The sequence below is a fragment of the Bacteroidetes bacterium endosymbiont of Geopemphigus sp. genome (genome assembly GCF_002904345.1).
Taxonomy (GTDB): domain Bacteria; phylum Bacteroidota; class Bacteroidia; order Flavobacteriales; family Blattabacteriaceae; genus GSPS2-BC2016.
The window spans coordinates 35,992-54,652 of record NZ_PEIH01000004.1 but is presented as its reverse complement, the minus strand read 5'-3'; the positions used below and the strand labels follow the sequence as shown (position 1 = coordinate 54,652).

Below are 18,661 nucleotides of genomic sequence, written 5' to 3'. Positions count from 1 at the left end.
AAAATTCCTACACGCTCCGTATCTTTTTTATCAAAATACCTGTTTAGTTGTTTCTCTTTTCCAATATAAACCACATGTTCTTGGGTGATGTAATGATTTGATGAACATTCCCGACCTCTCATCCAAAAAGCATATTCCTTTTTAAGCACCAGCAGATTTTTATAAGAACTTCTAACCTTTTATTTCAGATAAAAGGTACCGTAATCGAGAAAAAAAGAGGCTGAAATCTGCTTAAAAAATAAGACCGATTCCCGTTGGGCATGAAGCCAAAGCTATCAATCATTTCAGTAAAAATCTCGATCATGCTCTCTATAAACTCGTGCTCTCCATGCGCTTTGAACCCAAGCATATAGTGAAGCTATCCCAATAGTAGATCTCATTAAAGCGTCCTTCGGACACGATATAAGGATGCTTTAAAAGAATGAGAGAGTTTCTCTGAGCGATTTCATCATCGGGTACCTCGTAGAGCAGCTCCCAGAGCTTTTGTATATTGTTCATCTACCCCCATGGAGGTATCACTCACAAGTGAACTCTCCTTTGGGTTTATTATGCGTAAATTCGCGAAGAAAAAACTTTTTAAATCTAAAATCTTCTGTCTTTTTTAAGCTGTGGTATTTTGAGAGAATTTCCTGTATACCGGCAGTTTGGAAAACTATGAAAAGCTCTTGAAAAATACTATCAGAAATAAGGTGTTTAATCATGTTTTTAAAGACTTTTTTTATTCAAGAGAAACAGGTCTATTAAAAGTAATCTCATAGAAATAAGGGTATAGTAAAAAACTGCCGCCCCGCGCTGCTTTCTCTAAGTAGATAGGCTGTTATTCTTGAGTCTAAAACCCTGCCAATGGCTGAAAAAATGATGATCAATCTCGACATAGATCCGTGCAGAGACTTTGAAATGGAAGTGAGCATGAGTTTATCAGGGGATATACTAAAGCGATGAACAGACCCTACGGTTGGAAAAATATAGGCAATCCAGGGAATATTAGCCGGATGATCTGTTTTACCCCCCACTTCCTGCGGGTCCCAATTTTGAGAGAATGAATAAGATAAGTAGCATAGTGCCCACCAGGCAAAAAGAGACTATTTTCAGCCAGCTCCAATATTTTGTAAGACTTCCGATGCCTATTCTTTCGACACCTGAGTATACGGCAAGAATACTCCCCATAGTGATGGTTCAATTTTCATTGAGATTCAATATTTTATTGTTAAAGACAGGGGCCAACCATGTCATGAAGCTTTGTTCTGTCATCACGAGAAAAAAGTGCTCAGAGCGAAGAGAATCAACAGGGTTTTCTTCAGCAATCCAAGCATGGCTGAAAAGTGACCTTTAACAGAGTCAGAGTTTTCTATCCGACTTTAGTACTTTTACTAAGTAGCAAGATCATGAGAGCTATAGCTGATAAAGCCGCTAAAACCTAGTAAGCTTCCATTCAGGCGTCTCCTTTTACTTTTTGATTAAAAAGGGGAGCGAATAAAAAGTAAGCGTTGGCTATGACCAGCATAAATATTCCCTCTGTGGCACTCATGAGTTTATGATGTGTTTTTTATCATCTTTCATCAGTCCCAAGGCAGAGTAGACTGATATTTTCGTAAGCGAGAATGAAGCATCTATGGTGACAAACAATATTTTTGGCATCCAGAATTGATTGTCTAAAGAAGAAGCCAAGGCAGGCCTGAGATAAAAGAAAAAAGTGATGGGTAAATCTTTAAAAAATTCCATGGTGTTTGCCTCTGTTTTATTTGCACTACTCAAATTTTGAGTTTTGAGTATTACTGCCCCCGACGCTGTTTAGCAAAAGCGCGAAAATGAAATAATTAAGATAAATTGATAATAGTAAAAAATTTTGACTTTTATATGTCAATAACACTTAGTAAATATATATTAAGATAAAAGGAATAATTTCCTTATTTCAAAGCGACTTACACTTTTAACAAAAAGAAAGTAACAATAACCAAAGTACATTATTTTTTTTCTGTGAAAATTCTGTACGATAAACGATACTTCTTAAACATTTCCTTTTGCACGAACCGGTGAGATCGATATCGATTTAGTGATGTTTTAAAGATTATTCTTCGATAACTTATTAATCCTAAGTGGGATAAATAATAATTGCACAACTTCAAAGGGCACCTTCGAATTGTTTGAGAAAACGTAGGTCATTTTCAAAATATGAACGAATGTCTCCGATCTGATAAAGTAGCAGGGCGATTCTTTCGATACCCATGCCAAAGGCGAAACCTGAAAATTCTTCATTGTCAATGCCTGTGTTTCGCAATACTTGCGGATCGACCATTCCACAGCCCATAATCTCTAACCAGCCCGTGCCTTTGGTAATACGTTGATCGATTTCAGTTTCCAGTCCCCAATAGACATCTACCTCGGCGCTGGGCTCAGTGAAAGGAAAATAAGAAGGCCTCAATCTGAGGCGAGACTTTCCAAAAAGGGTGGTGGTGAAATATTGAAGTGTTTGTTTTAAATCGGCAAAAGACACTTGCTTATCTACATATAAACCCTCGATCTGATGAAACATACAGTGTGAGCGCGCCGAGATCGCCTCATTGCGATAGACCCTTCCGGGGGATAAAATGCGAATAGGTGGCTGATGACTTTTCATATAACGAATCTGCACAGAAGAAGTGTGTGTGCGCAGTAAGATGTCAGGGTTTTGCTCGATAAAAAAAGTATCTTGCATATCGCGTGCCGGGTGATAGGTTGGTAAATTCAAGGCAGTGAAATTATGCCAGTCATCCTCAATTTCAGGACCTTCGGCTGTTATAAAGCCGATGTTTCGAAAAATCTTTACGATGCGGTTTTTTACTACCGAAACGGGATGGCGTGCCCCGATGGTAAAAGGCATTCCAGGTTTGGTAAGATCCTCAAAATCTTCCCGGTTTTTTATCTGACGGGAAAATGATATTTTGGCCTGCTGAACTTTACTCTGCGCTTGGTTTTTCAAATCATTGAGCCGGGTGCCAAGTTGCTTTTTCCCCCAGGAAGGAAGCGTTTTGAATTCTTTAAAAAGCACGGAGATTTCTCCTTTTTTACTTAGATATTTAATCCTGAAGGTCTCAATTCTTTCCTCGCTCTCAAATATGAATCCTTGAATATCTTGCTGTATCTTTTGAATTTTTTCATTCATTTCAAGTTATTTGATGTTTTTTTTCTATTTTCCGAAAGTTTTCGTGTAGTAAATTTTCTTTATCAAAAAATAAAATGAGAGATTTTTTAATCAAAATAGTCTGCTCACCTGCCTTAAGGGACGGAAGCGTATCGGAAATCTTATAATGAGGCCATCCCTTCTGATCTCTGCTCTGATAACGATAGTATCCCCAGGGTTCTAAGAGATGGCATACGGCTATATGGATGATATAGAGTTTTTCATCCTTTTTATACCTGCGCGCTCCCTGACCAAGTGTTTGTATTCCGATGAGAAAAAGAATCCCTTCAATACTGATCGCTTCGCCGGGTGAAAAACGTTCACTCATATAACTTAAGATCGCCTCCCATTTTTCTGCGTCCACTGACTTTTTCAGCGTTTTCATGGGACAAAAGTAACTTAGAATTCTATTTATTGATACATCTTAACGAAATCTTTGTATATTTTGTAATATTTTAAGAGAGTATAACTACTATATTTTGAACTGGGTAGATATCGTCATAGCTATTCCTGTGCTTTTAGGAACCTACTGCGGATACCAAAGAGGGATCCTCTCCCAGATGACTTCATGGTTTTCTTGGATTCTAGGATTTTACAGTGGTGGTGAGCTCTCTAAATTCATCGCACCTTTTCTTGAGAAAACAGCCGTTGTAAATAGTTCTTACCTTTCAATAGTTTCTTTTCTTCTATCATTTCTCCTTATTTTTTGGGTTGTACGTCTTTTAAATATCCTCCTTGCGCGCGCCATGTATCTTACTTGGGCTTATTCTATCAATAGATTTTTTGGAGCCTTATTGGGATTGCTTAAATCTTTTTTATACATACCTCTCGGCGTATTCTTGTTTAGCCATCTCAATAATTCACTGGATCTGATTGCTTCGGCGCCCTTAAATAATTCAATTCTTTTTCAAAAGGTGCTTTCACTGAATTCTTTTTTATATGATAAAATATCGCAGAGTTTTTCAAGTATCAAAAACATCAAACATATCTTATAAGATATGATATCACTTTTTTTCTTGGAATTTTAATTTACATGGCCTTTTTTGTCTATGTCATATGGCTTGTGAGTTTTAGTATACAGTGTATCTCCGGGAAAAAAATGTGTCGTTTTCTCTTAATTTTTACGTCCAATCTTACGTAGGAGCTAATTGATACTTTTATTGTTTTGGACAGATTAGAGGACTTTGAATTGCGTGGATGCAATCTGCTTCTTTCCTAAGAGTTCTGCTTTTCTGAATGTTTTGAAAAAGATTTTTTAAAAGCAATCTCCGTCAAAGGAAACTCTCTGGAAATTTTATTATAAAGTTGCAATATTTTTTCAAACGCTTCCAAAAGATCCTTTGACTTTAAAAGGATTGCGAATACTAAAGTGCTGTTTTTAGGCCCGTATTTTTTATTTACGATACCCATTACTTGATAGTTCAATTGCTCGTTTATATCATTTATGATAATATTTTTAACTGAATGTGTCCTGTAGGTATGAAATTTTTTTGTTTCAAGTACGTCTCTCATCAGATGTATATACTCAAGCATGCTCTCTTTCAGATACTCAATATTTATTTTTTGCTTGGATTTCAAGGGTTTGTGACTGTTAAGTACATGATCCAAAGAGCGTTGCGAAATAATATCCAGAGCATTAATTATTAATTGTATTTCTTCATATATCTCAATATATATCTTACCCGTCGTGGGTTCATTGGCTTTAGTTTTTTTAATCACTTTGATAACCGCGCCCTGAGTAGCGGTAAAATTCTCCCGCAGTTCTTCCTGTAGTTTTCTTTCTTTTTGGAGCATCTTTAAATTCTCCGTGCAAACACCTTCTATGGATTTTTGGTAGATTTGCTCAACGCTCTCCATTACTAAAGCCAGGCGATCAGAGGTCTTTTTTAAAGCTTTGAACAAGCTTAACTCATCTACACCTGAAATATGAGTTTCTTCTCTGGCTTTTTTTAGCTCCGCTTTTTTGTGCTCTTTATTATTTTTATAAAAACTAAAAAATACCAACCCTATTGCTCCTAGCAGCGCCCATTCCCTAAATTCATGGAGCAATCCTGCGAAAATCCCCGCCATAAGAAAGGCAATGACTCCCGTCAGAAACCATCCGCCGATGATCTTAAGCACTCCCGCTACCCGGTATACGGCGCTTTCCCTGCCCCATGCCCTGTCGGATAAAGAAGTACCCATGGCGACCATAAAAGTGACAAAGGTTGTGGATAAGGGCAGTTTATGAGTCGTGGCTATCGCGATTAAAATACTTGATATGGTAAGATTAGCGGAGGCGCGAACCAAATCGAAAGCGATGTCTTCATTCTGCTGGTTTTGCTTAAAATTCCGTTCTATTTTTACCAGCATGCGTTTAGGAAATAAGCCAAAGAAAAAGCGACCGAATCCTCGAAATCCTCTGACAATAAGGCGCGCCAGGGAGTTCGAAGAAAACTTTTCGGCGCCTTCATCCTGTCGTCCTAAATTGATTTCGGTTTCAGTAACCGTACGGGCTTTTTTTGAAAACCATAAGGTCAATATCATAATGATCCCCGCCCCAAGCAACATCAGGGGCGAGCTCTGCACATTTCCGGCCAAGGCTTGCATGCCAAAGGTTTCCGCGTCAGGTTTTCCGGTAGTTGACCAAATTTGAAAAGACTCGAAACCTGCCATGGGAACACCTATGAAATTTACCAGATCATTTCCGGCAAAGGCCATCGCTAATGAAAAGGTTCCAAAGAGCACGACGAATTTTAATACATTATAGCTTAATGAAAAAAAAATTTGGGCGATAAGCAACCAAGTGACAAACAGAGCGCCGATGAATCCGTAGAAGTGCGTGTCTACCCACTCGAGAAAATCATTTATACTAGCGGTAGCTCCCGTGATTTCTTTAGGATCTAGGCCTTTTAACGCGCTGTGAAAGCCCTCTATGATTAAAAAGTAAGTCATGCTGCTCAGTGCGAGAGCCGCCCATAGACTTCCTACATATTTAAGTTTCTTTTCATAATTAAAGCCAAACATCCAGCGTACAAAATAATGAACGATCATCCCAGTGATGAATGAAATACCTATGGAAAGAAATATGCCTGAGAGAATGGTTAAGGTGCGTTCGGATTTGATGTAGTTCCCCAGATGATGTAGCGGCTCCTGGCTTAGGGGCGAGGCAATTTTTATCAGCGCCACGCTCAGCGCGCTTCCCAAAAGAGAAAACACCAAAGAAATAGTAGTAGAGGTAGGCAATCCCAGGGTATTGAACAGATCTAAAAGAATAATATCACAAATCATCACCGCTATGAAAACACAAAACAAATCGGGCAGGTAAAACTGTGCAGGGTCGAAGATTCCCTTACGGGCTACTTCCATCATTCCGCTCGATAAGAAGGATCCCATGAATATTCCTACGCTCGCGAAGATCATTATGGTATTACGCGAGGCTACCTTAGAGCCTATGGCTGAATTAAGGAAGTTTACCGCATCATTGCTTACTCCCACGATAAGATCAAAAACAGCAAATACAAAGAGAATGATCAAGCCTATCGAGAAAAAGTATTCCATAAGACTCTGAATTTTTCAGTTAGGTCAAAAATATAATAATTAGAAATATATCGGTTCATTTCTCTCCGGAGAGTATCTAAGAGTATCTAGAAAAAAATAAAATATTGCTATATATCGGAATATAATAAATAAATTATTATATAATGAGGAATTTAAATTCCTTATATAGTATATCTCTTCAAAACAGCCTGTTCTGCCCGGAAAAATTTTCACGAAAACTAAATCTCTCACATACAATGGCTTTGTCTCTTTGAGAAGATTATTTCTAAAAACGTGGATAAACCGGATTTTGATATGAATACGGCCGGCTCAATGTTTCCCCTGAAGAGGTTATAAGAAAAAAGTATATTTTAAAGAAAGTAGCGAAAGCTACAGGTCCGATATCCGGGTGTGGTCAAATCCTTTTTGTAAGCGATTTTCTTACAAAACCTATTTGGGTAAAATTGTTCTCGGTATACTTGATAGAATAACGCGCGATCAATTCGGTGAATTTGGAGCTATACGTCATTTTAAGGAAACCCTTTGTCCAATGGAGGTCATTCAAAACGAAAATACTTCCTAAGGATTAAAATTTTTGTCAATATAAGTAAGTATGCGTGCTACTTCCTGACTTATTTTTGAAGGCCCCGAAATGAAGTTATTGTTCATAAAAGAAAAGATCAATCGATTTTCTTTTTTTTGTCAACATGTAGCTACTTTTATTATATACCCCCTTAAGGGTTCCGGTTTTTGCCCAGATAAAGGAATTTCCTTGATCAGCGGTGGGTAGAGTTTTAAGGGTGTCGAAAATGCCGTAGGCGGGTAAAATTTCTTGAAGTGGTTAAAATCGGGTATTTCTTTTTAAGAATTTCCACTAAAGTTCCAGGCATTGAAAAAATTCTCCTCAGCGTAACGAATCAGATCATCGGTATTAAAATTTTAAAAAGCGTTGAGGTGCATATCAATAAGAGTTTCTCGACCAGGAAGTTATCGCTGTTTTGAAGCATTTCCTTAAAATCTGGTATCGGCTCAAAAGGGACAGACGATCAGTCGCACTCGTTTTTTACATCAATTGGTGGCGGCTCTTTATTCTCGTAGCGAAGGGGAACTCTCACAAGGAAATTTTCGCGTGCGCGGCGATACGGTAGATGTTTTTCCCGCTTATGCCGATGAGGCGATACGTTTTCAGTTTTTCGGCGACTATATCGAAGGTATCGAACGCTTTGATCCCCTCTACAGGTCAAGGCTTTTCAATTTTGGATCAAATACAGATCTATCCAGCTAATTTATTTGTCACCACTCCTGATCGCTTAAACGCGGCTATTCTCCAAATCCAACAGGATTTGTTTTTACGACTGGATCAGCTTTATCAAGAGGGAAGAAAACTTGAGATCAAGCGTTTAAAAGAGCGCACAGAATTCGATATTGAAATGATGAAAGAGCTTGGATATTGCTCAGGAATAGAAAACTATTCGTGTTATATGGATAATCGTTTGCCCGGCATGCGTCCCCTTTCTGTTTGTTGGATTATCTTCCTGAGGAGATTATGTAATGGTGATCGATGAAAGTCATGTGACGCTTCCGCAGGTTCGCGCCATGTACGGAGGGGATCGCTCACGTAAAGAAAATTTAGTGGAACACGGCTTTCGCCTGCCTTCCGCGCTTGATAATCGTCCTTTGAAATTTGATGAATTTGAGCTTTTGCAAAATCAGGTCGTCTATGTGAGTGCTACTCCGGCGGATTATGAGCTGGAAAAAAGCAACGGTATTATTGTAAAGCAACTCGTGCGCCCGACGGGTCTTTTGGATCCCCTGATTGATTTGCGCCCTAGCCTTCATCAAGATAGATGATCTAATGGAAGAAATTCTCGTATACGCGCTAAAAAAGATCAACGCGTGTTGGGTTGTCACACTCACCAAGCGCATGACCGAAGAATCGACTAAATACCTTACCCGAGCGAGTGTACGCACGCGCTATATCCAATCTGATATCGATACGATTGAGAGGTTAGATATTACGCAGGATCTTCGCGCCGACCGTTGTGATGTATTGGTAGGGGTGAATCTCTTACGTGAGGGCCTGGACTTTCCCGAGGTTTCTCTGGTGGATATTTTAGACGCCGACAAAGAAGGCTTTTTACGTTCATACCGCTCACTTACGCAGACTATAGGGCCGGGCTGCGAGAAATTTAGAAGGCAAGGTCATCATGTACGTTGATAAGATCACGGCGAGCATGCAAAAAACCATTGACGAGACGAATCGCCGGCGTGAAATACAAAAACGCTATAATAAAAACATGGACTTACCCCTACGGCCTTGAATAAGAAATTAGGTTCTTCCTTGTGTCCTTCCCTTTCTCGAGTATACGCAATCCCTCAAGAATCGCTTGCCATCGCAAAACAGACCAAAGAATTTTACGGAAAGGATACTGAAATCCTTGAAAAAGAAGTCAAAAAACTGCGCAAACAAATGCAAGAGGCCGCGGCGAAACTCGATTTTATCCAGGCGGCTAAATACCGGGATGCTATCAAGACCCTCGATGGTGCTTTGTGATTAGTAAAGAATCATGGCTGATTTTTTTTATAAACCTTTGCCGGAAGTTCCCTTTTTTTTGTAAAAAAATGAATTTAACGCTTTCTTTAATCTAAGTCTTTAAGAGCATAGCAATCGACTCAACGACGATTTTCTCATCGAGATATATTTAAAATGATCAAAGGCAGGGAAAATAAATAATAGCTTTAGCCAAGCTATTATTTTTAAATAGTTCCTATTATAGGAATAGATTTTTCTTCTCTCTTATTAAATTTTATAGACTCTTTAAGTATGAAACTCAAAGGTTTTTTGTGTTATTTTCGGCCATCGCATAGAGGGAAAAGCTAAATATCTTTTTTATCTACACTTAATTAAAGCTCAGCGAAGAGGATCAAAAGTCTTACAGTATATACCGGGTTTTTCGTTTGTTCTTTTATTAGAAATGATTCAAACTGAGTTTGGGAGAGAATGATTTTATTACAATTAAAAGGATATAATTTGGATGCTTTTTTTATGATAAATCTTCACCGTAAAAAAAAGAAGAGAAGCATATATATTCTGGGTCAATTGGATTACTCATTCTTATCTGATTCTAAATTTCGTTGCTCATTTTCAATTATGAAAACGAGCAATCTTGTTTATAAGATGTATGAGATGATAGTCTAATTTTTATAATTTTATATATTATATAATATTGAATTATAATTATTTATAATAAATATGTTAACTTTTGTTTATATTTGTCCTGTAATTCGATTCTTTTTTTTGAATTAAATAGTTGATTTACAATAGATATTTTAAAAAAACACGTTGCTTTTATTTGATATTTAGGAAGTCTCGAGAAAGATCATTTAGGTTTGAACCTACTTAGTTTATAACAACAAAAAAGATTCATGTAATATTGTTTTACTTGGTAAAGTAAAACAATAAATAAGCTATGAAAAAATTGATGTTAAGTGTCTCTTCCTGTGTCTTTTTTACAGGATGCCATCAGACAAATCGGTATCGCGTAGAGCAAAAATCAAAGCTCGCAGCTAAAGAGGTTAAGTTTTATGAATTCTCAAGAATGGAATACATGAGTCCAGATCTAGCAAGCTAAGGTAATAAGGAAGGTGGTCTATAGGGGTGAACTTATATATCTTATGCATGATTCGTCATTCGTCCTATAAAGGCGCTCCTAATATTTACTGGGAAGAAATCCGCTATTGGAAATAAAACTGTTGGTATTTTCAAAAAAATCCTTATCGAAAATATTTTAAAAGTATCTCTTTTTATTCGCTCAAAGACTTATGGAGCGCTCCCCTTATTAATAAGGAAGGATAAAGAAAATAACAAGGCAAGATTAAAAGAGGATATAATAGACTCTGCTTACGTTTAAAGCATTTACCCTTCTGTTAGAATCGGCAATATAGGTAGATTTCTTCTAAATTCCGATAACCGACATCGCTTATTTTCGTAATTGAAAATAAGCGATGTCGGTTTGTCAAGCATGGCTTTGTAATTATTTATTAATAATATATTAATTGTCCTTATAGGATCTTTAAAAATTTTATGTTTTTTTTGATGTAAAACCCTGAGTTAAAAAATACATTTTTTCCTATTAAGAAGATTTATGTAAAATCTTTCTTTTTATTAAGTGAATTTTTATGATGGCTAAAAATACTCGTGTCATATGTTTCATTTAACTAAAAAAAGTGATGGATAAGTCATGAAAAATTTGGCATGTAACTATATTACATATCCTTTTTATAGGAGATAAACAAGGAGAGCGGGAGTTGAAAATCAACCAATATGAGTTGATTTAAAAACCTCAGGGCGCTGTAAATATGTTTAGCCCGGAGGAGCTCTGCAAGAGACCAATAATGGACTGAACCCATCAAAGAAGGCTTTCCGTGCTGTCAAGCGACCTGAGAGAAACGCGTATATGTGTTAAAAGAGCTTGTATATACATTTACTGATGATGGATTATAAAATCAAAATAATTGACAGACATTTTTATGATTAAGACCTCCTTACATAGGAAGAGGTATTTTTAATTTTGTTGTATGGATTTAGGATGTGCCAAAAACGAAAATATATAAATTTAATCTATAAATCACCTGCAATTACTATTTCTTCGCTTTTGCCTATTTGGCAACTTAAGCCATAAATATTTCCCTGAAAATCTGCTTTAATACCCCTTATGGCGAGTACATTAAGTTTTCGCGCCACATTTCTCGTTTTGTCTCTCGCAAGAAATTTTTCGCTACACAGAGAGAAGGATAGGGGAATCCCTTTAAAAGCTCAAAAATCCTTTTAAATTTCCGAGCCCGCGAACACCATATTCGGTTTTGCCAGTTTGTGATCCCTCTAAACTTGTGATACATGATATTAAAAAAATGAACATATATTAAATAATAATATCTGTTACATAGATAGATGTTTTTTAATAAAATATTAAAAAAATATTCTTATTTACTCATAACATAAACCCCGAGAGCAAGTTTGATGTCAAGGAGGATATTAAATACAGGCAATGAGAGAAAAATTAATGTGCAAAGTAAAAGAAGGCATGATGCACTGGAATAAGGAATTAGAGCAGTATTAAAGGTATATATACAAAAGGACGAAAGTGAAAGCTTTTGAAGCTATGATTCTTATATAATCGACCAGGAGTTAAAAATGTTTTATGTAAAACTTTCATAATCAATTTTTCACAGATAAAACGAGTGATATTATATATGTCTCTCCTGAGAGAGGAGTGGATTTACAAGGATATATTTTAATATATAAATATTTATTTTCCTACACAAATCCTGCACAGTAGTTCCTGAGTGAGCAAGCCCGGTCCGGCGAATAGCCTTTTTCATGTCTTTCATCTTACGTCTGTAAAGAATGCTCTCTGTGCGGATATAGCTTCGTACGCGTTCTTCTGCAGTTGCCGAAGGAAGGGATGGAGAGCTACGCTCTTCCGGAACCTTATAAGATTCGGTTTCTACGATCATACCTCAACAATATTTTGTTAATGTTTATATATAGATATTTACTTAAATTTTTTTTGATATGTTAATAATATCTGTTTTCATATAAAATTCACGCGATAATTTTTCTTTTTTTACGACCTTTGGAAAAAAATTTTTCACTCATCTCTTCTTCCAAAAATTTAGAATTGTCAAAGATATATTTAGATAACGCCGCAACTTCTCCCATGCGATCAGAAGTTATAGAAGTTATGATAGAGAATTTACATAAATTTTATGGAAATCCCTCTTCTTCACATCATTGGGGTAGATTGAGTCGATCCTCGATAGAAACGGCGAGAAAGAGAATTGCCGGCCTTTTGAATGCCGATTCTTCAGAGATCATTTTTACCTCAGGAGGAACAGAGGCTAACAATATGATTTTAACAACAGCGGTTCAACATCTCAAGGTTAAACGTATTCTCACCTCACCTCTTGAGCATAAATCGGTTTTAGAGATATCTTGTCAATTATATGAAATTCAAGGTGTGATAGTGGAGTTTATCAAACTCAAGTCCAATGGGATTATTGACCTGGAAGATTTGGAAGATAAATTAAAAACTTCTTCTCTTACTACACTGGTAAGCTTGATGCATGCTAATAACGAGATTGGAAATATCTTGCCATTATCCCGGGTAGGGGAAATTTGTAAAAAATACAAAGCCTGGTTTCATGCAGATACAATGCAAACTATCGGGCATTATCGTTTAGATCTGCAGAGTGCTGGCATGGATTTCGCCTCTTGCAGCGCTCATAAGTTTTATGGACCCGCAGGGGTGGGTTTTGCTTTTCTTAGAAAGAACTCCATGCATAAAGGTTTTATCATAGGCGGCCCTCAAGAGCGAGGTCTGCGTGCCGGAACAGAAAATATATGCGGTATTTTGGGTATGGCTAGAGCCTTGGAATGCGCTTTAGAAGGGCTCGAAAAGGAACGTTCACATATAGAATCTCTCAAAGTCTATGCGATTTCTGAGCTTCAAAAAGCTGTGCCGTCTATACGCTTTAACGGTCTTTCAGCGCACTTAGATCAAAGCCTTTATATGGTTCTAAACATTTCCCTTCCCCTCAGAGATGGTCTTTTAAGCTTTTATTTGGATTTAAGGGGAATTGCTGTTTCGCAAGGAAGTGCTTGTCTTTCGGGCTCCATAAAGCCCTCGCATGTTATTGAGGCAATATATGAGTCGCAAGACAGAGAAAACACAACGAACTTGCGAATTTCCTTCGGATACTCCAATACTCGAGGAGATATAGATAAGCTTACAGTTGCTTTAAAAGAATACATGCAAGAAAATGCTCATAAGTCTTGATTTTTTGTCGAGGGATTTTTATAAAAAAAAGAGGCCCTCAGCATAAAATTATCGATCAAAACGAATGTCTACAAATCTGGTAGGACTTAGCTTTTGCTAAAGTTCTTATTTATGAACATACACCATCGATGCAGATATTTCCGACGACTTATTAGTTAAATAACCTGGAGATTTGTAGACTAATGTTATACAGTACCGAAAGGTAAGAGAATTTTTTCTATTTTTCGGATTTCCGATTTCTTTCAATTGTTTTTTAAAGCTTTTATGCATACTAAGGATTATGATAAAGATTACATCATCCGCTCGGGCAAAATAAATTCCTGGTTTTGAGCTTTTTTATGAAGCTCAAAATGGCAACGCTTGTGGACTTCCTGCCATTGAGAGAAATTTAGTGAACAGGTTTCTGTAAACCACTCTTTCGCCATACCGCTTCCGGAAAATATCACCACGACACCTATGAATGAACCTAAAAATATAGCTAATATGTTCTTTAATATTTCTTAATTGTTTTTTATATCAAATAATAACACATTTTTTTCCGGCTATTTTTTTAGAAGATTTTTAATGGAAAGTGTATTCTAAAAAATTTTTCTTTTGAAAGACCGATCTATTTTTTTCGGCGAGCTTTTCGGGCAGTAAAATATGAGTGGCGACTATCTCGTAAACCGGTCCTTTCGGCAGTTAGTTGTTAAATAAGAAAAAGAGGGGAATCGTAAGATAAATTTCATCGATTTATTTTGATTTAAATATATACCTTCTTAAAGGTAAAGATCTGCTTGTTTTTGATCGTTGAGCAGAAAAACTTACCTTCGCTGGCGCTATAAATTTTAATTTCATCATTCTATAAATATCAGATTCATGCTCAAACATTATGAGACTGTTTTCATTTTAACTCCCGTTCTATCTCAAAGCCAGGTGGAGGAAACAGTAAAAAAATTTCAGGATTTTCTTAAAGAGAATGCCTCGAAAATAGATCACTACGAATCTTGGGGACTTAAAAAATTAGCTTATCCTATAGATAAGAAAAAAAGCGGCTACTACGAATTATTACAATTTCATGTAGATGAAAAAACAGCTTCGAAAAATATCGTATCGGATCTTGAGCTTCAATTTAAACGCGATGAGCGTGTACTGCGTTTTCTAAGTGTAAATCTTGACAAATACGCTCTTGAATATGCAGAAAAGCGCAGGCAGAAAATAAAGTCCAATCAATAAAAACAAATTTTAAATGGCTATGATTTTAGATGATTTGGCGCAACAGGCCAAACAAGGAGGAGAAGGCGAAATACGTTATTTAGCGCCGCTAGAGATAGATGATAAACCTCGTGAGAAATACTGTCTTTTTAAGAAATATGGCATAAAATACGTGGATTATAAAAATCCAGATTTCCTGCTAAAATTTCTCAATCCACAGGGAAAAATACTGCCTCGTCGCATTACGGGAACCTCCATGAAATATCAAGGTAGGGTAGATCAGGCTATAAAAAGGGCGCGCCATTTGGCTATTCTCCCTTTTTTAACTGACAGCTCGAAGTAATTCAAGGTATAAATTCATTTTACATGCAAATTATTTTGAAAAAAGATATTGAGAACTTGGGTTTTCAATATGAAGAGATAAATGTAAAGCCTGGTTACGCCAGAAATTACCTCATTCCACAGGGCTACGTCGATCTGGCTACTCCGTCGGCTAAAAAACAGCTTCAGGAAATTTTAAAACAACGTGCTAAAAAAGAAGCGTCTTTATTAAAGCAAGCTCAGCAGATGGCTGAGCAATTTCAGAGTGTTCGACTTCAAATCGTCGTTAAGGCAGGTTCCGGAGGTAAATTGTTCGGATCGGTAAATAATCAAACCCTTTCTCAGGCGCTTATGGAACAGGGTATACCATTAGAGAAAAAATTTATTCTTATCCCCGGAAACAGCGTTAAAGTGCTTGGAAAGCATCAAGCCAAGGTTCGACTGCATCGCCAACTTGAGGTAGCACTTCCTTTTGAACTGGTCACTGCTGAAGAGCCTAAAAAGAAGCATTAATCTATTACTTTCGGCGCTTGTCTTATTCTAATCTTCTTTTTATCCTTTTCTTTAAGAAGAGGATAAGTTTTTTATGAAGATCATAGGCTATCGTTTTTAGTTTCGGATAAACTGCACATAACTTTTTACTTCATTTTTCGAGAAATCTTGAATCTTCTTTCTTGAGTTATTTTTTTATATTTTTCCTAATGTGACCTGCCTCTTTTCTTATATTTGCTTGGTAGTTAAGAAAATATGAAAAAGCCTGATGATCCGCTAAAGTCTGTTATTTCTCATGCTAAATCCTATGGATTTATTTTTCCTTCAAGTCAGATCTATGAGGGTATAAGTGCTCTGTACGATTACGGTCCTTACGGTGTTATTCTTAAAAATCATCTTAAGACTTACTGGTGGGAAGCTATGGTGGGTTTGCGGAGAAATATCGTGGGTCTTGATGCTTCTATACTAATGCATCCCGCCACCTGGAAGGCCTCTGGGCATGTGGATGCCTTTAGCGATCCTTTAATTGATAATAAAGAAAATGGTTATCGTTATCGAGCCGATATTTTGATTGAAGATTTTTGTGAAAAATTGCAGCAGAAAATCGATAGAGAACTTGAAAAAGCGCGTAAGCGCTCTGGCGAAGGTTTTGATAAAGATCATTTTTTGATCACTCATCCAAAAATTATCGGTTATCAGGAGCAGAAAAAACAAATTCTCCGGCGCATGGTGTGTTCTCTGGAAAAAGAAGATTTGGCGGATGTGAAAGATTTAATCGATGAACTGGGGATCACAGACCCCCAAACGGGCTCAAGAAATTGGACTGATGTAAGACAGTTCAATCTGATGTTTCAAACCCGTATAGGTTCCCTGGCGGAAGAGAGCAGTACGCTCTATATGCGTCCTGAAACGGCCCAGGGCATTTTCGTGAATTTTCCTCAGGTGCAAAAGAGCGCTCGTATGAAAATTCCTTTTGGTATTGCACAAATTGGTAAAGCCTTTAGAAATGAGATTATAGCACGGCAATTCATCTTTCGCATGCGTGAATTCGAGCAAATGGAAATGCAGTTTTTTATACCTCCGGGTGATGAGATGCAATGGTATGAGTACTGGAAAGAAGTGCGTATGAAATGGCATTTGGCTTTGGGATTAGGCTTCGAGAACTACCGATTTCACGATCATGACAAGCTGGCGCATTATGCCGATGCCGCTGCTGATATAGAGTTTCGTTTTCCCTTTGGTTTTAAGGAATTAGAAGGCATTCACTCGCGTACGGACTTTGATTTAAAGAACCATCAGCTGTGCTCGGGAAAGAAAATGCAATATTTCGATTCGGATAAAAATGAAAGTTATGTCCCTTATGTCATAGAAACTTCAGTGGGGCTGGATCGTTTATTTCTTGGGGTATTTTCCTCTTGCCTTTGCCAGGAAACCCTCGAAGATGGTAGTGCTCGCTGGGTATTGAAACTACCTTCATGCCTTGCGCCTGTTAAAGCGGCTATTTTGCCTTTGGTTAAAAAAGACGGCTTGCCGGAGATGGCTGAGAAAATTTTTGATGAATTTAAATGGAAATATGCCCTGGCGTATGAAGAAAAAGAATCCATTGGAAAGCGCTATCGTCGTCAGGATGCGATTGGAACTCCTTTCTGTTTTACACTAGATCATGCGAGTTTGGAAGATCAAGCTGTCACAGCTCGCCACAGAGACAGCATGCGGCAAGAGCGCATTCCAATAGCCCGGCTCAGCTCGTTTCTTGAGGCTGAGACCAATATGGCAAAAATCTTAAAAAAGAGCATATGATCAAACTGCTGACTTCTTTGCTTTTGCGGTGTTTTCAAGTCATTTAAGCCTTTTAAATTGGATTGATAAATATTTATTTTTTAAGGGATATTTTGGCGTGAGTTTTTTTATATGCTCAGCAACTTTATCCTCTCTTATATCTATAAGAGCAGATCTTTACTTTTTTCTAAAAAAGTAAGTTTCGTTCCTAACGCAAACCATTCCTCTACTTCTGAGAATCATTTTTATCTCCCGATTCATTATAAGGGTAAAATAAAAATTTCTCAAGGTTTTTTCCTTTAGTAAGATGCACATAAAATATCTTATCTAGGTGAGTCTTTAGCTTTAGTATTTTTGACCTGTAGGGGTTTTACCGCCTCACAGACATAATCTCTCTTTACGAGTTCGACAGACATTCTTGTACTCTATGGAAATTGAAAAACCTCCTTCTCAAAGCTTACAGAGAACGAGTAATAGAGTTTTTAAATGACCACACCCCGAGATTTTCGAGAAGATCGAGCAAGACCCTTCGATTGTGGAGACCTTTTTAGAGAAATATAAATCGTATGTAAAACAGAAAAACAATATGAATATTCCAAGCAAAGTAATAAAAACCTTTGGTGTAAAGCAGAAGGATCTGCAACTCTCTTTAGCCGACGGAAGCGGTTATATAAGAGTTATTACCGAGAGAGAAGAGCCCGATTTTAGCGATGAGCTGAGAGATGAAGCGGGCACTCCCTCTGAGTGACGGGCCATACCTCTTGACTGAACTGACGGACGCACCTTGAGAGTAAACTAACGGAAAGATCTCGGACATTCAAGAATCCGAGAAAGAGGTCGATACGACAGAGGATCATATAAAAGCTTTAAAATATAACAAACCTATTGATTTTATGAAGGCGCGTGTTATTAATATATATTCTGAAATACAAGAACCTTATTATCAAAAATCTATGGATATATACAATAATGAATAAGATATTATAATACCAATATTATCGAAAACAACACCTCTCCCACGACTGCTCAGTGCCCCCCGGAATCTATGAATGTTTCTTGCCAGCAAGGTCTTGTGACGGATATCAAAGAGGCAAACTTTTCTTGTCATTATGAGAGCTATACGCGTCTTATTAAGATCAGAGCTTTGCAGGGAAGTTCTTAGAGAGGTTTTTGAACTTTTAAAGTTGATTTAGTGATAGTTTATAAATAAAAAACCGTTTCCTAATAAAGAAGAAAGGGTTAAAAGTAAAGATAAATTACAATTTTTCAAAGTATTCAGAAGTAGTACCTCTGGTCTTTATTGATATAAATATTATTTGTATCAGTATTCATATTATAAGTTGCACAGGTATAGAAA

17 protein-coding genes and 2 pseudogenes are annotated in these 18,661 nt (G+C 37.1%); 9 read left to right on the top strand and 10 right to left on the bottom strand.

Going from position 1 to position 18,661, the window contains the following annotated elements; translation table 11 throughout:
- Positions 1-184: 184 nt before the first annotated feature.
- From CS842_RS07665 to CS842_RS00605, 6 genes and pseudogenes are all read right to left on the bottom strand, one after another.
- Positions 185-498: pseudogene (locus tag CS842_RS07665) on the bottom strand (trehalase family glycosidase).
- Between the two features lie 17 nt (positions 499-515).
- On the bottom strand, positions 516-701 hold the full coding sequence (locus CS842_RS00625) for a hypothetical protein (protein WP_103326762.1): 186 nt from the start codon (positions 699-701) through the stop codon (positions 516-518).
- 301 nt (positions 702-1,002) lie between these two features.
- Positions 1,003-1,167, bottom strand: a complete 165-nt coding sequence (locus tag CS842_RS06755; protein WP_195909805.1) for a hypothetical protein — start codon at positions 1,165-1,167, stop codon at positions 1,003-1,005.
- Positions 1,168-1,524: 357 nt separating this feature from the next.
- Entirely contained in the window at positions 1,525-1,755 is a 231-nt protein-coding gene (locus tag CS842_RS00615; RefSeq protein WP_195909804.1) for a hypothetical protein, read from the bottom strand.
- 367 nt (positions 1,756-2,122) lie between these two features.
- The gene (gene pheS, locus CS842_RS00610) at positions 2,123-3,142 is read right to left on the bottom strand and encodes a phenylalanine--tRNA ligase subunit alpha (protein WP_103326756.1); all 1,020 of its coding nucleotides are present in this window, start codon (positions 3,140-3,142) and stop codon (positions 2,123-2,125) included.
- A gap of 1 nt (position 3,143) precedes the next feature.
- On the bottom strand, positions 3,144-3,545 hold the full coding sequence (locus CS842_RS00605; RefSeq protein WP_103326754.1) for a hypothetical protein: 402 nt from the start codon (positions 3,543-3,545) through the stop codon (positions 3,144-3,146).
- Positions 3,546-3,639: 94 nt separating this feature from the next.
- On the opposite strand from CS842_RS00605, the gene CS842_RS00600 reads away from it, so the two are divergent.
- On the top strand, positions 3,640-4,155 hold the full coding sequence (locus CS842_RS00600; protein WP_195909803.1) for a CvpA family protein: 516 nt from the start codon (positions 3,640-3,642) through the stop codon (positions 4,153-4,155).
- Between the two features lie 220 nt (positions 4,156-4,375).
- On the opposite strand, the gene CS842_RS00595 is transcribed toward CS842_RS00600, so the two are convergent.
- Positions 4,376-6,700 (bottom strand): inorganic phosphate transporter, encoded by a 2,325-nt coding sequence (locus tag CS842_RS00595; protein WP_103326750.1) that lies wholly within the window; start codon positions 6,698-6,700, stop codon positions 4,376-4,378.
- Positions 6,701-7,133: 433 nt separating this feature from the next.
- On the opposite strand from CS842_RS00595, the gene CS842_RS07330 reads away from it, so the two are divergent.
- Together CS842_RS07330 and CS842_RS00590 are read left to right on the top strand one after the other, a co-directional pair.
- Positions 7,134-7,262, top strand: a complete 129-nt coding sequence (locus CS842_RS07330) for a hypothetical protein (RefSeq protein WP_265614244.1) — start codon at positions 7,134-7,136, stop codon at positions 7,260-7,262.
- Positions 7,263-7,694: 432 nt separating this feature from the next.
- Positions 7,695-9,233: pseudogene (locus CS842_RS00590) on the top strand (helicase-related protein); the annotation flags it as partial.
- A 2,067-nt stretch (positions 9,234-11,300) separates the two neighbouring features.
- Here the strand turns inward: CS842_RS00590 and CS842_RS07325 are convergent.
- Together CS842_RS07325 and CS842_RS00580 are read right to left on the bottom strand one after the other, a co-directional pair.
- A complete protein-coding gene (locus tag CS842_RS07325; RefSeq protein ID WP_265614245.1) occupies positions 11,301-11,423 on the bottom strand; it encodes a hypothetical protein in 123 nt (40 codons plus the stop codon).
- Between the two features lie 503 nt (positions 11,424-11,926).
- Positions 11,927-12,196: a hypothetical protein gene (locus CS842_RS00580; RefSeq protein WP_103326746.1), complete on the bottom strand. Its 270-nt coding sequence runs from the start codon at positions 12,194-12,196 to the stop codon at positions 11,927-11,929.
- Between the two features lie 164 nt (positions 12,197-12,360).
- Here CS842_RS00580 and CS842_RS00575 point away from each other — a divergent pair, with 164 nt between their 5' ends.
- Entirely contained in the window at positions 12,361-13,518 is a 1,158-nt protein-coding gene (locus CS842_RS00575; protein WP_103327013.1) for a cysteine desulfurase family protein, read from the top strand.
- Between the two features lie 290 nt (positions 13,519-13,808).
- Here the strand turns inward: CS842_RS00575 and CS842_RS06750 are convergent, their stop codons facing one another.
- The gene (locus tag CS842_RS06750; protein WP_195909802.1) at positions 13,809-13,967 is read right to left on the bottom strand and encodes a hypothetical protein; all 159 of its coding nucleotides are present in this window, start codon (positions 13,965-13,967) and stop codon (positions 13,809-13,811) included.
- 409 nt (positions 13,968-14,376) lie between these two features.
- Between CS842_RS06750 and rpsF the strand changes: the two genes are divergently transcribed.
- From rpsF to CS842_RS06745, 5 genes are all read left to right on the top strand, one after another.
- Positions 14,377-14,733 carry a 30S ribosomal protein S6 gene (rpsF, locus tag CS842_RS00570; RefSeq protein WP_103326743.1) on the top strand — a complete coding sequence of 119 codons (357 nt, stop codon included), beginning with the start codon at positions 14,377-14,379 and terminating at the stop codon, positions 14,731-14,733.
- Between the two features lie 19 nt (positions 14,734-14,752).
- The gene (gene rpsR / locus CS842_RS00565; protein WP_103327011.1) at positions 14,753-15,055 is read left to right on the top strand and encodes a 30S ribosomal protein S18; all 303 of its coding nucleotides are present in this window, start codon (positions 14,753-14,755) and stop codon (positions 15,053-15,055) included.
- A 23-nt stretch (positions 15,056-15,078) separates the two neighbouring features.
- Positions 15,079-15,546: a 50S ribosomal protein L9 gene (gene rplI, locus CS842_RS00560; protein WP_103326741.1), complete on the top strand. Its 468-nt coding sequence runs from the start codon at positions 15,079-15,081 to the stop codon at positions 15,544-15,546.
- Positions 15,547-15,780: 234 nt separating this feature from the next.
- Positions 15,781-17,325: a glycine--tRNA ligase gene (locus CS842_RS00555; RefSeq protein ID WP_103326739.1), complete on the top strand. Its 1,545-nt coding sequence runs from the start codon at positions 15,781-15,783 to the stop codon at positions 17,323-17,325.
- A gap of 565 nt (positions 17,326-17,890) precedes the next feature.
- Complete coding sequence (locus CS842_RS06745) at positions 17,891-18,052, top strand: hypothetical protein (RefSeq protein ID WP_195909801.1); 162 nt, start codon at positions 17,891-17,893, stop codon at positions 18,050-18,052.
- Positions 18,053-18,661 lie beyond the last annotated feature (609 nt).